Origin of the sequence: Teredinibacter haidensis (genome assembly GCF_014211975.1) — a bacterium.
GTDB lineage: Bacteria > Pseudomonadota > Gammaproteobacteria > Pseudomonadales > Cellvibrionaceae > Teredinibacter > Teredinibacter haidensis.
On sequence record NZ_CP060084.1, the window covers coordinates 1,747,180 to 1,761,789 of the forward strand.

Here is a 14,610-nt window from a genome sequence, read left to right on the forward strand (position 1 = left end):
ATGACGCGTATTGATTTCTACATACTGCAAAAAAGCGAAGTGGCGGCCCGCCATCATTTCGCTTGTCGCCTGGTCGATAAAGCGGTTTCCCAGGGCAATCGCGTGATGATTGCCACTAACAATGAGGACGAAAGCCAACTTGTGGACGAACTGCTGTGGAGCTTTCGTCCCGAATCCTTCGTTCCCCATGGACAACTAACAGACCACAACGCAGATAAATCGGCCGTTATTATCAGTCACGAGGATGACGACCCGGGCCATCACCACCTACTCGTTAACCTGCGTAATAACGTTCCACCCGAATTTAGCCGCTTTAAACGCTTGGCAGAAATCGTGGTACAGGAAACCCGCGTATTGGAAACAACTCGCCAACACTACACTTTTTATAAATCGCGAGGGTATGAGCTAAATAATCATCAGCTTCCTTAACAGCTTTCTACTAAACAGCTAAGATAGGCTCAATACAAGAAAACGTTGGACGGATCTAGATGTGAATTCCGATACCCCTGAAAACAGTATTCCCTCCAAAGAGGCCCTTATTCAGGAGCTTGAAGAGCTCAAATCATCTCTTTTAGATGAAGTACCTCACTATCAAAAAGAGAAGCGGGTTGAGCAGAGCACGTCTCTGCTTGCCGATATTAATGAGGAATACCACGATGGAGAGGAAGCAACCTTGAAAACAGACAGCATCGGAGAGGAAGAACAAGCAGGGAAGGCGGAAGACTTCAGCGCAAAAGCAGCAGCTGAAAAAACACATTATGGAACGGGTGAACCACCGACGTTAGCCGAGGGCAACTTCACGCCGGAAATTCAAGAACATCAAACGACAAGTAACACAGTAGAGGCTTCTGATATCTCGGCTGAGTCCCTACCCGGTCAGCAACCACTTTTTGAAGAAGATCTAGCAGCATCAAATATAAAAAACAGTAAGAACAATACCCCGAAAACTGTACTTCCTGAAGCCAAAGGTGAAAACCCCTTTCTGCCAACACATATCCGCGAACGTCTAAGTGAAAACAAAAACGCGATTTTCGAAGAATTGACACATGTGGGTGAAACCCTGGCAAAACACGGCTTCGGATCTAACTCTGATAAGGCAGCTCCCCTCTTAAGTGAGGCTGAACTCCTCCAGGAAGCGGCTAATTCTGAGCTTATCGATGAACTAGTAGCCAAATACCTGCCAACAATAGAGAAGGAACTTCGCACAAAGCTTCGCGAACAATTATTGAACAAATAGACCTTTCTTTGTCAAACCCTGCCCGCAGCAACGCTGCAAGTTGCTGGCGGGCAGGGTATAATCGCGCCTCTTTTACGCTCTCAAAAATAACTCCAGCAAACACGGTACATTAGCGATCCCTATGGAAAAAACTTATCAGCCCTCGGCAATCGAAACAAAGTGGTACGAAAACTGGGAATCCCAAGGGTACTTCGCCCCTAGCGGTGAAGGAGAACCCTATTGCATTATGATCCCGCCACCGAACGTAACCGGCAGTTTGCATATGGGCCACGGCTTCCAGGAAAGCATTATGGATGCCCTTATACGTTACCACCGCATGAAAGGCTGCAATACTTTGTGGCAAGTGGGCACCGACCACGCCGGTATCGCCACACAAATGGTAGTTGAGCGTTTGCTGGATACCGACGGTAAAACACGTCACGACCTGGGGCGCGAAAAATTTATTGAGAAAGTCTGGGAGTGGAAAGAAGAGTCCGGCGGCAATATTACTCGCCAGCTACGCCGTTTGGGCGCATCGCCCGACTGGAGCCGCGAACGCTTCACGATGGACGAAGGTTTTTACAACGCCGTACAGGAAGTTTTTATCCGCCTGTACGAGGACAAACTCATATACCGCGGCAAGCGCCTAGTTAACTGGGATCCTAAACTGCACACTGCCATTTCCGATCTCGAGGTGATTAACGAAGAAAAGAAAGGCCATATGTGGCACTTTCACTACCCATTAAGTGATGGATCCGGTCATCTCACTGTAGCAACCACTCGCCCGGAAACTATGCTAGGTGATACCGCTGTTGCCGTAAACCCGGAGGACGGACGGTACAAACACCTGATAGGTAAGACTATTAAGCTGCCCTTAACCGAACGTGAAATCCCCATTATTGCCGATGACTACGTCGATAAAGATTTCGGTACCGGCTGCGTAAAAATCACGCCCGCACACGATTTTAACGACTACGAAATGGGCCAGCGCCACAACCTGGAAATGATCAACATCTTCAACGACGATGCCCAAATCAATTCAAACGCTCCAGAAAAATATCAGGGTATGGACCGTTTTGTTGCCCGCAAACAAATTGTCGAAGATCTGGAGGCACTGGGCCTGCTGGATAAAATCGACGATCACGTATTAAAAGTACCCTATGGCGACCGCTCTGGCGTCGTTATCGAGCCCTACCTCACCAACCAGTGGTACGTAAAAACCCAACCACTGGCCGACGAGGCGATTAAAGCTGTTGAAGATGGTGATATAAACTTCGTTCCCAAACAGTACGAAAACATGTACTTCTCCTGGATGCGCGACATTCAAGACTGGTGCATTTCCCGTCAGCTGTGGTGGGGACACCGCATTCCCGCCTGGTACGACGATGCCGGCAACGTCTATGTAGGGCGCGACGAAGCAGAAGTTCGTCAAAAACACTCTCTCGCCGACGAACTTACCCTAACCCAAGATAACGACGTACTGGACACCTGGTTCAGCTCAGGCCTATGGACCTTCGGCACATTGGGGTGGCCGGAAGACAACGACTTCCTGAAAACCTTCCACCCCTCATCGGTGCTGGTAACTGGCTTCGATATTATTTTCTTCTGGGTAGCACGCATGATTATGCTTACGCTCTACTTTAAGAAAGAAATCCCCTTCCATACCGTTTACGTTCACGGCTTGGTGCGCGATAGCCACGGCCAGAAAATGAGTAAATCCAAAGGGAATGTACTCGATCCCATTGATTTGATTGACGGCATCGACCTGGAAACCCTGGTGGAAAAACGCACCGCAGGTATGCAAGTGCCACAATTAAAACAAAAAATAGAAAAGATGACGCGGAAGGAGTTCCCCGAAGGCATTGAGCCTTACGGCACCGACGCCCTGCGCTACACCTACTACTCGCTGGCCTCGACTGGCCGGGATATCAATTTCGATGTAGGCCGAATAGAAGGCTTCCGCAACTTCTGTAACAAGTTATGGAATGCATCTAACTATGTATTGATGAACACCGAGGGGGAAGGCTGCGGGCAGGACGGTTCCGAAAACTTCGAGCTAACGCTGGCGGACCGGTGGATTGTCTCCCGTCTTCAGGAAGCCGAAAAAGCGGTAGTAGGAGGCATGAATACCTACCGCCTCGATTTGGCCTCACAAGCCCTGTACGACTTTATTTGGAAAGACTACTGCGATTGGTACCTCGAATTAACCAAGCCCGTGTTATGGGACGAAAATGCCAGTGCCGAAATCAAAAAAGGGACGCGACGCACATTAATTCGTGTATTGGAAACTGTCCTCCGTTTGGCTCATCCACTGATGCCGTTTATTACCGAGGAAATCTGGCAGCGCGTTAAACCATTAGCCGGTGTCGAAGGGGATAGCATTATGCAAGCCCCCTACCCCATTGCCGACGATAATAAAATCGATGCCCAGGCTATGGCCGATATTGAGTGGGTAAAAGGCGTAATCGTAGCAGTGAGGAACATCCGCGGCGAAATGAATATTGCTCCATCCAAACAGCTACCAGTGTACGTTAAAAACGGAAACGACAACGACAAACGCTGCCTGGACAGTAATTCACAATTCCTGAAAAAGCTGGCTTCACTTGAGAGCGTTGAATGGCTCAACCTCGAAGATGAAGCGCCGCTTTCCGCTACAGCACTGGTTGGAGAATTAGAAATCCTGGTGCCCATGGCGGGCCTAATCGACAAAGATGCAGAACTCGCCCGCCTGCAAAAAGAAAGCGATAAGCTCGAAAAAGAGCTCGCTCGCCTGAAAGGCAAGCTGAATAATCCAAAGTTTGTCGACAAAGCACCCGCTGAAGTTGTACAGAAAGAAAAAGATAAGCTTACCGATGCGGAAGCCGCATTAGCCAAATTAATGGAGCAGAAAGAAAAAATCGCAGTACTGTAACCTTCCACTGACAGTCAAACACCACGGTCTTAGTGCGTGGCGTTTGACTGCACTCTGTATGCGCGTGATAACGAACCTTCTAAAAAAGCCTGCTAGCATCTCCGAATTACAATTTAAACACTCTCTCTAAAATTTTAATTCTAAATTCAAACTGAAAGACAGTATTGGCTTTTTCACTTCTTCATTATCTTAACGAGGTAAACTTCCATAGCTGAACTCTACATTTCACCCAAGAAACATTTAAAATGCCCGCCCCATCCAAAACCGACTCTAAATTCGTTATTCACACCCAGAAGCCCCACGTCGGCCACCTACAGACAATAACGTATTAACGTTGTTACGATTACTACACTGCTACCCCTTCTGTCGTTGAGTGTCGATATATAGACAAAAACCCCCCAAGATAAAGTCTTATGATTCAATCACTTATCATTTGGTATAGAGTTTGCTGAATGTATCATTGGAATTAGCGCTATATACACGAGTACCTAACGCCAATCTTGCAAAGGCTTTCGTTAATCCGTTTTATTAAGGAAACTTAATGACTCTAAGATATTCGCCTTTCACCTTTTTAAGGCTCACACAAATCATTTGTCATTCAGCCTTAACCAAAGACTCTACCGAAGGTCAACTCTATGAAAAAAACAATACATCTTTAATCGTAGACGAATACCAAGGCATAAAAGACACTCACTTAACGAGCAATTCCTCTAGTTTTGGATTCAGAGGCAAAAAACAACTGGAGCGTAACACCGCTGCACCCTATCAGCTGAAATACGAAATAACGCAGGATGAACGCGCTGCCGCTAACAATAGTATTTTTAAACAGCGTAACGCCTTTGTTGGGCTGGACACATCCCTAGGTACCTTGATTGCGGAAAGCCACGATACGCCTTTAAAAATGATCCAGACAAAAATCGACCAATTCAATAACCTCCCAATTGGTGTCCTGAAAAATTTAATGGAAGGCAAAGTGGGGGCATCTGACGTCGCACTTTACACCTCGCCCACCGTTAAAAACATACAGATACAACTTGCCACCCAAGCCAAAGAGGATGGGGAAGGGAAAGACGGCACCACAGCCGCGATAAATTACCGCAAACACAACCTTTATCTGGATGCCGCGACTGCCCAACAGACAGGCAACCCAGGCCTGGAACTGGATGCAACCCGCGTAGCAGCACAAGACACCATCGATCATCTGAAATTATTAACTGTTCAAAAAAGTCTGATAAAACTAACGATGCCAAACATGGCTGGCTCATCAGCAGCCTATACCTATTCAAAAAAATTGCCCCGAAAGCACAACTTGGTCAAGGTGATAAAAAAATCAGATGGTCGCTAATTATTCGGAGCTGGCCCAGATTATACCTATGGAAGAAAAACCAAACTTTTTACCGACTACGCAACATACGAAGATATGTGAAACAGAGGCGCTGACTTATTTTACTGGATCGGATTGGAACATAAATTTTGATCTTTGCGCGACATACACACTATCTAGCATTCAATGCGCTAGGAACGCCCAAAGAACCGGTATCTCGCCTTCTGCATCGAGGGTAAAGCTTTGAGCAGTCAACGCCAGACGCAAGTAGGTCACCTTTTATGTGCCGCATTATTGAGGAGCACGTAGCTATGGAGCAGGACAATCTAGAAAACTCGGTTGAAATACTGCAACCCAGTGGCGATTTCAAGTTAGGCAGGCAGGGGCGGGGTTTTGTTTCAGAACGACGTATCAATCTGTTAGAAGCAATTGAAGCTACCGGTTCTATTTCCCTGGCAGCGAAACAGACAGGCTTAAGTTACAAGGGGGCGAGGGATTCTTTGGAGCAGATGAACAATCTGGAGGAATACCCGCTTATGGCACGCCAGGCGGGTGGGCGTTACGGCGACGGAACGATGCTTACCCCTTACGCGAATTAGTAGCGCTCTATCGGAGAGCATCAAATTACCATCACCGCTTCCTTGAGATGTTAAGAGATGAAATGGGTAACCCAAATGCATTTTCCAGTTTGGACAGGAGGTTGGGCATGCAGATCACTATCAGAAACCAATTATTAGGTAAAGTCGCAGTAATCACCACCGGCGCCGTAAACACTGAAGTGATAATCGCGCTGGGGGATCAAGGGAGCATCACCGCCATTGTTACCAATGAAGGTCTCGAACAACTGGGGCTGGGCTTGGGTGACGAGGTAATCGCATTAATAAAGGAATCGTCGGTATTTCTGGCTGTGGGCGATGAACCACCGCAGATCTCTGCACGCAACTGCCTCCAAGGCGAAATTACTCGCGCCCAGAAAGGCGCTGTAAATACCGAAGTCGTGCTCAACCTATCTGGAGGCAAAAGCATCGTTAGTATTATTAGTAACGATGGTTTTAGTAATTTAGGTATTACTCAGGGCACGATCATCTGGGTCTGTATTAAGGCCAGCGACGTCATGTTGGCAACAGCTAAATAGAATACGGATTAAACAATGAAAAAAGTCATTTTGTTAATAATATGTTTTCTCCTGACAGGCCAAGCCTTTGCAGCCGAAACCATTATCGCCGTCGCCGCGAATTTTACCGATGCCATGCGCAATATCGTACCTCTATTTGAACAGTCTACCGGTCACAGCGTGAAAGTCAGTTTCGGATCCACAGGTAAACTGTTCTCACAAATCGAGAACGGTGCGCCTTTTGATGTATTCCTTGCTGCCGACACCAAACGTCCAAGTAAAGCGGAAGAAAAAATGCTGGCAGTAAAAGGGACTCGTTTTACTTACGCACGAGGTAAGCTGGTGTTATGGAGCGCAATACCAGGATTATTCAATGATGGTGAGGCCTATTTAAAAAAAGGGGACTTCAAACGCATCGCCATCGCCAACCCCAAAACGGCACCTTACGGTTTGGCAGCGCAACAGGTATTGGAATACCTAAGTATCTGGAACGTACTACAGCGTAAATTGGTGCGGGGTGACTCCATTGCTCAAACCTTCCAGTTCACTGCCACCCGCAACGCTGAAATAGGTTTCGTTGCGCTATCACAAGTCAAATCATGGCGCGGTAAACCTGGGTCGTTCTGGGAAATCCCTGAAAGCGGCTATGCCCCCATCGCCCAGCAAGCAGTTTTACTAAAAAAGGGTGAAAAAAATACTGCAGCAAAGGCCTTTCTCGAGTTTCTGAAAGAAGCCAAAGCGCAAGCAGTTATTGCGCGTCTTGGATATGGTGTGGAAAATAGCATCATCGGAGAATAGCATTTTACATCTATCACTTTCGACAAGTCAGGCTTTGGATACCGTCAAAGCCTGACATATTAACTATTATTTAAGCGCTGGAAATAAATATTTCAGAACCATCATTGCCCTGGTAAACGATGTATCGGAACGAGCCAAGGAGAATACTACAGCGCCCTCGGCTTCACATGTATATGTAGAGACAATGGGTTAGCGCCAACGATAAGGGACTAAATCAAACGACTTAGCCCACTCCTGAGCGGAACCATCGTAGAACTTTACATTTTCATAGCCCAGCACCTGAGTTAACAGATACCACCAGATACTGGTATACCCACCAACTCCACAATAGACCACAATTTCAGATTGTTTGGATGCCCGCAAGCGTAAAACGCCGGCCACCATATCATCAAGAATTTCTCGATCCTTAAATGTGTAAACGTTATCTTCGCTTAAATCATAAGCCCAGGGTGCAGGGAGTGATTTGGCCGTAAAAATATGCCCGGGCTTAGCAGCAAAAGGTTCAATCGTTACACCAAAATAGACATCCGCATCACGCGCATCTATTATATTGACTCGCCATACCTGAGTTAACACATAGTCTAATGATACAAACATATCGTTAATGGGATCACCGTCATAAACGGTACCCACAGATTCCACCACTTCCACACTCGCGCCTCGCTCCTCACTCGACCATTTAGTATAACCACCGTCCAAGATCGCTACGTTATTAACACCAAGATAAATAAGCGTATCAGCAACTCGTGTTGCCGCCGCCAGACCATAATGCGGCGGTTCGCCGGGGCTTGGATCGGAAACAATCACGACCTTAGACGATTGAGCTATACCCAAATGCCCCAGGGTTTCAAATAAACCCTCGACTTCCGGCAACTCCAATAACAACCCCTCGTTCATGGTTATCCAGGCGGAAAATGGAACAACGAAAGGCTCATTTAACGCGCCAGGAATATGACCAGCCAAATACCTATCTGCAGAACGTACATCGAGCACAATCACATCCGGCACATTAATATTTTCCGATAACCAACCAGTGGAAACGATCGGATCAATTGTTCGGCTAGATGCCAATGACGATCCAGCAACAAGAGCAAGCAACACTAATAATCCACGTATATAAATAGTCACGGGCAGTTCCTCTCCAATATAATTAACAAAATAGAAATTCTAGTGTGAAGAACGGTCGTTAATCCGTGACGAAAGTGATATTTAGACAGAAAATAGTATTGGCTCTGCTTACCTCTAACTCCCGCGTGATCAACACCGCGAATTCAGTGGGTATTTAACCAGGTAAATTTGATAAAACACATGAATGTAACAGGCGTATCACATGTTTACTAACAATAAGCAAAGATGACCTATCACCTCAACAAGCGATACGCAGATAACAAGACAACAGTCATGGCGTACCGCCTCCACAACGCAAATATCTAGTCGAGTTTAACGTCATAATTTACCCTTTTGTTCACTAACATATCCCAAACGGGAACACTGCTTTGATAAGCCGCAAAAAATAGGTGTATCATCAAGCAGCATAGGCGTATATAGCGCAACTGAGGGTGACAAAGATCGAACAACGTGCAGAACTGTCGAACACCCGTAAGAGCAATGTGTTTTTCAGCCCCATCAATAAATCAACCATTAAGAGAGTCTATACGATGAAATTACCATTGAAAAAATCGATTTTCGCACTGGCATGTTTTTGTTTAGTGACTGCCGCTGGCTGTAGTGTTGAGGAAAAAGACAAAGCAAAAAGCGCCGTTGAAGATGCCATGAACGCGACCAAATCCACGCTTGAAGAAACAAAAAATACCGCTGGCGAATATACGGAAAGCGCTGCTGACACCATAGAAGATGGCGTAGCAGCAACCAAAGATAAGGCAGGGAAGGTCGCCGACAGTGCCGCCTCCACGTATGAAGACACTAAAAAAATGGTGACGGAAACGGCAGGCAAAATGACCGACAAATCTGAGAGTATGGTAGACGGTTCAAGCGATAAACCCGCAGAGCTGAAAGCTACCGCCGAAGCAAAAGCGAAGGCATTAAGCGACAAAGTAACCAAGTAAAATGAACGAACCCGATCCATTACAAATGGGTCGGGTTAATCTATTCCCCTAAATATCGACTATCACCGATGTAAATATCATCATAAATACTTCCTCTGAAGACTCAAAAGAAAGTATTAAACCCACGCGTGAGTTACACTATTTTCCTCATCAATTTGGTCATTAAGCGTCCAAAGGTCATAAAGAATCCCCAGGCCAAAAAGACCAAACGTCAATAAATACAACACTGCGGTTAGCCACTTACCCATGTACATACGATGTGCGCCAAAGACTCCGAGTAAAAACAGTAATAGCCAGCAGATGCTGTAGTTAACACTCCCTTCGATATACGCACGATCAGCATCGCTATCCATAGCCGGGATTAAGAAGAGATCGACAATCCAACCAATTAAAAAAAAGCCAAATGTAAAAAACCATAATGTTCCCGTAATCGGTTTACCGTAGTAAAAGCGATGCGCCCCCATAAATCCGAATATCCAGGCCACATAGCCCACCGCAACCGAATGCGAGTTATTGTTATTCATAAGATCCTCTATACTAAATTGCTGGGACTGCAGTAATACAGGATTCATACCAACTTACAACTTGTTGAATTTGCTAGTGTTTTTTAATTGGTGGCTAGCGTTTTTAAATAATCAGACTAAATTGTGGCTAAATTCGCCAACAGGCTAAGGATACCCAGCCATCATCCATGCTATACGAACAGATACCTGATCCTATGCTCTCCTATGTGCACCCCGGCCGCCTAACCTGGACTCCGCTCTGCATATTCCTCTAGGTGAAACATTTTCCCCTCCAGCATGGGATAAGAAGCAAGGGGATGGCACTAAACAATGGGATTATGCTATTACATCCAGAAACAAGGCGCTCTTCGGTGTCGATGGCAGCAGAAATTCGTAATAAACGTTCAATCCTTTAAGCCCCGCCCCTCGGGGCCTACGGGCCTATTCGTCTAAAAATCGGAGCGCTGGCCGTATTATTAAGCGCTGCTATATCAGCTAGTAGTATGCAAAATACCCGTTTCTTGCGATAATCCGGCTTCGCGTAAGCGCTCACTAAAATGCGTATAGGCAGTTTGGGCGTTGCCCCGTGCCATTATGGCGTCAAACCCCTCCTTGAGGATTGCTGACAAAGACACGAGCGTCTATGCGTAAATTTAGTAAATTCAACATCTGTTTTTGTAATGGTGATGGCAAAAACAGAATTTTATTCTTCACCAAAAGATAAAGAGCACAGTATGACTAAAGGTACAGTAAAGTGGTTTAATGCCGATAAAGGCTTCGGTTTTATTACTCCTGAAGATGGTAGTAAAGATTTATTTGTTCATCATTCAGAAATTCAAGCAGGCGGCGGATACGCAACTCTGAATGACGGCCAAGCCGTTGAGTTCGAAGTAGGCCAAGGCCAAAAAGGACCATGCGCAAACAAGGTTCGTCCTCTGTAAGAGCAAACCTATAGCAATTCTAGCAAGCCGAATAGCACGAACTGCGCCGCTTTTACCCTAAAGTGGCGCTTTTTGCGTGCTATTCGGCTTATAGGCCTTTATCTAAAGCGGGCCTTTAGAATGAATAAGCCAACGTTATATAGCTTCTCTGGACTGCCAGGATCGGGAAAATCTACGCTTGCTCAAGCGCTATCTCAGGTTACAGGTTTTACCTACTTAAGAATTGATACTATTGAACAAGGCTTGAGGGATCTCTGCCATACCGAAGTCAAGGGCGAAGGTTATCGCCTGTCTTATCGAATTGCCACGGATAACCTAAAGGTAGGCGTCTCTGTTATTGCCGACTCCTGTAATCCCATTGAGCTAACTCGGTCAGAATGGAATGAAGCGGCTTTGCTGTCAAATGCAAACATTGTAAATATCGAAGTGATTTGTTCGGATGTATCCGAACACAAGCGACGCGTAAAAACCCGAGCAAATACAGTAGCTGGACTCAGCCCACCCAAATGGGAGGACATAGAAAACAGGGAGTATCATTCTTGGACAAAAGAGAGACTTGTTATTGATACTGCAGGTAAACTCTTAAGCGAAAGCCTCAAAGAACTACTATCTGGCCTAGGCATTTAATAGATCCGATACAAATCGGCCCTTAAGATATAAATATCGCGAAGCACAACCAATACGAGCACGTAAAGATTGGTTTTGCGCCTACCCTTTAATTCCCCTCACAATTTCAGACTCAACTGTCAATAGAGCCTCACCAATAGACAACGCCTTCCATACACCGTTTTCACAACGGGCGAGTCCCAGCCTCTCCAGCTTTTTAAGACCGTCTTCTACCTCAAAATCTATTTCTGTCTGCCATTTATCCTGAAACCACTGTTCGATATCCCTATCAAGATTATCTTGCGTTAATCCGTTACGACAAATTGAAAGAAAAAACCAAGCCAGAAAAGTCTCTTTAAACTCCTCATCTTCCGCATCCGCTATTAAGCGATAAAAGACTCCTGCGTTGTTATCCAGCGATTTAAAATAGAGGTTCTGTGTCAGTGCCTGACTGAAACGCAACTTTCGATTTTTAAAGCTATTAAACTGTTTCCATAAATAGCCGGCAACAGCGCCCACACCTGCAGCCAAAGCAAGTAAAGCGGCGGAGTCCAGCGCAACAGGTGTATTATGTAAACCCAACCAAAACCCTAGAACACCGCTCAAAAGAACAAGCGTGGCCCCCAGTTTGGTAGTAAGCACTACTCCGCCACTGACTAATGCAGGAATACCTATCAACAGCTTATCCAACAGACGCATACCGATGCGCGTATTGGGAAATAGCATTTCCAAATCGGCTTTGGGCACGTTGCGAAATAACTTTAATAGCGTTTTACGAGAACGACCAAGCAGTTCGACATTTTTTCCAAGCGAGGCAGTATCTTTAAACCGCAGATAAAGCACCACCCTGTCGTAATTGGTGAATTCGATCTCACGTTTTCGAAGGCCAAGTAATTCGGGAATAACTTCTGTCTTTATCGAGATACCACGACAATAAACCAACACCTCTTCAAATTCATCAAAATCGATATGCAGGCGAATTTTAAAAAGAGAGGACTCAGATAAAGCCGCTTCAAGATCAACCTTCGTTAAACGAATAAAATTGCCCTGCTCTAAAACTCTTTCGAGCTTCTGCTTAAACTCACCAGAGGTTTCTCTTACGCTTACATCTAAAAACGGTTGCCGTGTATCCAAATCGGGATCAAAAGGCTCATAAGCCAGCGTAAGCTCATTCTGCGTTTGATAAAACTCCGAGTGAAACAACTTTTGTAGTAATCCGGCTATACGTACAATATCGTTTTTTTGATATTTAGATACACCTGAACTCTGTAGGCACATTGCCAGTAAATCGTGGCGCGTAAAAGGAATAAAGTGTTGTAGATCTTGTGCCATGTTTCGCGCTCTATCCAGAAAGTGGGTTCACCCATAATATTAACAGTTTAAATGGCCGCCATAGAAAGTGAAGGCACCCAGCGTCTATATTTGGGGGAATAGATAGAGACAAAGGAGCGAAAATATAGGTTAGAGCTCCCTGAAAGGACATTTAAAACCACTTAGGAAAGGCCGAAATATTTCGCCGTTGCCTGTTGAATCCAGCTTTCGTTATGCTTATCCTGCCGACCTAAAATGTTCTTTTTTACACAATCACAGTAGCTGGCGTCGTCCTCTTGAATATGCTCCAGCAACCAATTTAGCAATATATCTGCCAGCAACGGTGCGACATTTTCTCCAGACTTAAATCGTCTGTATAAGGCCTCAATTTGGTTTTTAAACGCATGATGGGTCACCTGATGCTCAGCCAGATCAGGATAGCTGGACTCTTCCATCAACGCTTCTTCAAATTCGAAATGCGACCAAGTATAGTCGACCAGCATGGCCAGAACTTCAGCGAGTTCGCTCTGATTGTTCGGGTTATCCTTCAGTTCTTCCACCTGATTAATATAACCAACAATGCGTTGATGCTGGCCATCAATAACAGGAATACCTATCTCATACTGTTCCGACCAAGTGATCATAAGCCAGTAACCTCCGATATTTAACCAAACAGTCGATTAAACCAACTGCCCTGTTTTGCTTTGGTTCGTCGCGTAGCCTCTATCATATTCGCTTTAACAACTGCCGAATAATCCCGATCATCACATTTAATATGATTAACCAACCAGGCTTTCAACACGTGAAGTAACTCTTCCGTAATATCATCGCCGGCTTTCGCTCGCTGTTGAAAACTGGCCACTCGCCGAGCAAATAAACGGTGTACTTTTTTATGAGCATTTAAAAATGGGTAGCCAGACTCCTCCATTAGGCTTTCCTCAAAAGCGAAATGCGAAAGCGTATAATCCACCAGCTCATCCAGAACCGAAAAGACGTCGTTCGTGCGATGGCTCTTGTGAGCATCGGAAACCGTGTTGATATAGTCAACAATCCGTTGATGCTGAGAGTCGATAACAGGAATACCCAGCTCTAATTCTGCAGTCCAAGCGATAGCCATTGGAACACCTCCCGAAAGCCCAAAATAATCGCACCCACAACCCCGATAGAATTTAACTATTGGTAGCGAGTGGAAATTGATCAACTGAAGTATAAAACAGAAGAGTAAATATTCCAGAGAATAGCTCTGGGAGAACGAAACAAGCGCCGCAATCGATTTAAAGTGGCTAGAGACCTAGAGTATTACCAAAAAAATAGGCATTAAACCTTGTGAGCCTGCACTTCATCCGCTAAGTAATCGAGCAGAGAATAGAGTTTTGAAGGTAACTGCTGGGAAAGCTCCTGACACGCGAGAAAATTCTTGATCGCCAACCCCAGATCTGTATCGCCCGTAACGCATAGTTTTCGGCGAAAAAACAACATATCCGGGTCAGTTTTTTGAGTGGCCATTAAAAAGAAATAGTGGCTGTTTCCAGTAAATTGAACATCGCTCCGGTCGGCATTTTTCAAAACTTTAAAACGCCCTCCCGCATAACTGAGATAAAAATTCAATGCGATGTCGTCAACGCTAATATAAAGAATTTTATGCTGGAAAAAGTCCAGCTCCTTATCGTCAATGGCTTGCCTAAAAAGCTGATTTAATGCGCTCTCGATTGCGCGATGCATAGCCCAGAGGGGCGTGATACGCAGCAATTTTGATACCACCAATGGAGTGGTATCAATAGCTTTTTCAGTAAACCGTTGTTGATATGACATAACTCAAT

The 14,610-nt window shown here is 45.4% G+C and carries 16 protein-coding genes; 10 read left to right on the plus strand and 6 right to left on the minus strand.

Going from position 1 to position 14,610, the window contains the following annotated elements; genetic code table 11:
- From H5715_RS06860 to modA, 7 genes are all read left to right on the plus strand, one after another.
- Window positions 1-429, plus strand: coding sequence for a DNA polymerase III subunit chi (locus tag H5715_RS06860; RefSeq protein WP_075184605.1), 429 nt, complete (start codon window positions 1-3; stop codon window positions 427-429).
- Window positions 430-490: 61 nt separating this feature from the next.
- Complete coding sequence (locus tag H5715_RS06865; protein WP_075184604.1) at window positions 491-1,237, plus strand: hypothetical protein; 747 nt, start codon at window positions 491-493, stop codon at window positions 1,235-1,237.
- Between the two features lie 121 nt (window positions 1,238-1,358).
- Window positions 1,359-4,127 carry a valine--tRNA ligase gene (locus tag H5715_RS06870; RefSeq protein ID WP_075184603.1) on the plus strand — a complete coding sequence of 923 codons (2,769 nt, stop codon included), beginning with the start codon at window positions 1,359-1,361 and terminating at the stop codon, window positions 4,125-4,127.
- A 541-nt stretch (window positions 4,128-4,668) separates the two neighbouring features.
- Window positions 4,669-5,472 carry a porin gene (locus H5715_RS06875; protein WP_075184602.1) on the plus strand — a complete coding sequence of 268 codons (804 nt, stop codon included), beginning with the start codon at window positions 4,669-4,671 and terminating at the stop codon, window positions 5,470-5,472.
- Between the two features lie 290 nt (window positions 5,473-5,762).
- On the plus strand, window positions 5,763-6,050 hold the full coding sequence (locus H5715_RS06880; RefSeq protein ID WP_175574237.1) for a winged helix-turn-helix domain-containing protein: 288 nt from the start codon (window positions 5,763-5,765) through the stop codon (window positions 6,048-6,050).
- Between the two features lie 107 nt (window positions 6,051-6,157).
- Window positions 6,158-6,586, plus strand: coding sequence for a TOBE domain-containing protein (locus H5715_RS06885; RefSeq protein ID WP_175574236.1), 429 nt, complete (start codon window positions 6,158-6,160; stop codon window positions 6,584-6,586).
- Between the two features lie 15 nt (window positions 6,587-6,601).
- Complete coding sequence (gene modA / locus H5715_RS06890) at window positions 6,602-7,363, plus strand: molybdate ABC transporter substrate-binding protein (protein WP_075184601.1); 762 nt, start codon at window positions 6,602-6,604, stop codon at window positions 7,361-7,363.
- A gap of 189 nt (window positions 7,364-7,552) precedes the next feature.
- Here the strand turns inward: modA and H5715_RS06895 are convergent, their stop codons facing one another.
- Complete coding sequence (locus H5715_RS06895) at window positions 7,553-8,491, minus strand: sulfurtransferase (RefSeq protein WP_075184600.1); 939 nt, start codon at window positions 8,489-8,491, stop codon at window positions 7,553-7,555.
- 530 nt (window positions 8,492-9,021) lie between these two features.
- On the opposite strand from H5715_RS06895, the gene H5715_RS06900 reads away from it, so the two are divergent.
- Window positions 9,022-9,429, plus strand: coding sequence for a hypothetical protein (locus tag H5715_RS06900; protein WP_075184599.1), 408 nt, complete (start codon window positions 9,022-9,024; stop codon window positions 9,427-9,429).
- A gap of 116 nt (window positions 9,430-9,545) precedes the next feature.
- On the opposite strand, the gene H5715_RS06905 is transcribed toward H5715_RS06900, so the two are convergent.
- Window positions 9,546-9,953: an NINE protein gene (locus H5715_RS06905; RefSeq protein WP_075184598.1), complete on the minus strand. Its 408-nt coding sequence runs from the start codon at window positions 9,951-9,953 to the stop codon at window positions 9,546-9,548.
- Between the two features lie 713 nt (window positions 9,954-10,666).
- Here H5715_RS06905 and H5715_RS06910 point away from each other — a divergent pair.
- Complete coding sequence (locus H5715_RS06910) at window positions 10,667-10,873, plus strand: cold-shock protein (protein ID WP_075184697.1); 207 nt, start codon at window positions 10,667-10,669, stop codon at window positions 10,871-10,873.
- Between the two features lie 120 nt (window positions 10,874-10,993).
- A complete protein-coding gene (locus tag H5715_RS06915; protein ID WP_075184597.1) occupies window positions 10,994-11,500 on the plus strand; it encodes a P-loop nucleotide/nucleoside kinase family protein in 507 nt (168 codons plus the stop codon).
- An 81-nt stretch (window positions 11,501-11,581) separates the two neighbouring features.
- On the opposite strand, the gene H5715_RS06920 is transcribed toward H5715_RS06915, so the two are convergent.
- From H5715_RS06920 to ubiT, 4 genes are all read right to left on the minus strand, one after another.
- On the minus strand, window positions 11,582-12,811 hold the full coding sequence (locus tag H5715_RS06920; RefSeq protein ID WP_075184596.1) for a TMEM143 family protein: 1,230 nt from the start codon (window positions 12,809-12,811) through the stop codon (window positions 11,582-11,584).
- Between the two features lie 161 nt (window positions 12,812-12,972).
- Complete coding sequence (locus tag H5715_RS06925; RefSeq protein WP_075184595.1) at window positions 12,973-13,434, minus strand: bacteriohemerythrin; 462 nt, start codon at window positions 13,432-13,434, stop codon at window positions 12,973-12,975.
- Window positions 13,435-13,454: 20 nt separating this feature from the next.
- Window positions 13,455-13,907, minus strand: coding sequence for a bacteriohemerythrin (locus tag H5715_RS06930; RefSeq protein WP_075184594.1), 453 nt, complete (start codon window positions 13,905-13,907; stop codon window positions 13,455-13,457).
- Between the two features lie 200 nt (window positions 13,908-14,107).
- Window positions 14,108-14,602, minus strand: a complete 495-nt coding sequence (gene ubiT / locus H5715_RS06935) for a ubiquinone anaerobic biosynthesis accessory factor UbiT (protein ID WP_075184593.1) — start codon at window positions 14,600-14,602, stop codon at window positions 14,108-14,110.
- Window positions 14,603-14,610: the final 8 nt, after the last annotated feature.

Excerpts from the sequence above, each read along its gene's own strand:
- H5715_RS06905 (WP_075184598.1), bottom strand. The coding sequence starts at position 9,953 with ATGAATAACAATAACTCGCATTCGGTTGCGGTGGGCTATGTGGCCTGG.
- H5715_RS06925 (WP_075184595.1), bottom strand. The coding sequence starts at position 13,434 with ATGATCACTTGGTCGGAACAGTATGAGATAGGTATTCCTGTTATTGAT.
- modA (WP_075184601.1), top strand. The coding sequence starts at position 6,602 with ATGAAAAAAGTCATTTTGTTAATAATATGTTTTCTCCTGACAGGCCAA.
- H5715_RS06885 (WP_175574236.1), top strand. The coding sequence starts at position 6,158 with ATGCAGATCACTATCAGAAACCAATTATTAGGTAAAGTCGCAGTAATC.
- H5715_RS06915 (WP_075184597.1), top strand. The coding sequence starts at position 10,994 with ATGAATAAGCCAACGTTATATAGCTTCTCTGGACTGCCAGGATCGGGA.
- H5715_RS06860 (WP_075184605.1), top strand. The coding sequence starts at position 1 with ATGACGCGTATTGATTTCTACATACTGCAAAAAAGCGAAGTGGCGGCC.
- H5715_RS06880 (WP_175574237.1), top strand. The coding sequence starts at position 5,763 with ATGGAGCAGGACAATCTAGAAAACTCGGTTGAAATACTGCAACCCAGT.
- H5715_RS06920 (WP_075184596.1), bottom strand. The coding sequence starts at position 12,811 with ATGGCACAAGATCTACAACACTTTATTCCTTTTACGCGCCACGATTTA.
- ubiT (WP_075184593.1), bottom strand. The coding sequence starts at position 14,602 with ATGTCATATCAACAACGGTTTACTGAAAAAGCTATTGATACCACTCCA.
- H5715_RS06900 (WP_075184599.1), top strand. The coding sequence starts at position 9,022 with ATGAAATTACCATTGAAAAAATCGATTTTCGCACTGGCATGTTTTTGT.
- H5715_RS06875 (WP_075184602.1), top strand. The coding sequence starts at position 4,669 with ATGACTCTAAGATATTCGCCTTTCACCTTTTTAAGGCTCACACAAATC.
- H5715_RS06930 (WP_075184594.1), bottom strand. The coding sequence starts at position 13,907 with ATGGCTATCGCTTGGACTGCAGAATTAGAGCTGGGTATTCCTGTTATC.
- H5715_RS06910 (WP_075184697.1), top strand. The coding sequence starts at position 10,667 with ATGACTAAAGGTACAGTAAAGTGGTTTAATGCCGATAAAGGCTTCGGT.
- H5715_RS06870 (WP_075184603.1), top strand. The coding sequence starts at position 1,359 with ATGGAAAAAACTTATCAGCCCTCGGCAATCGAAACAAAGTGGTACGAA.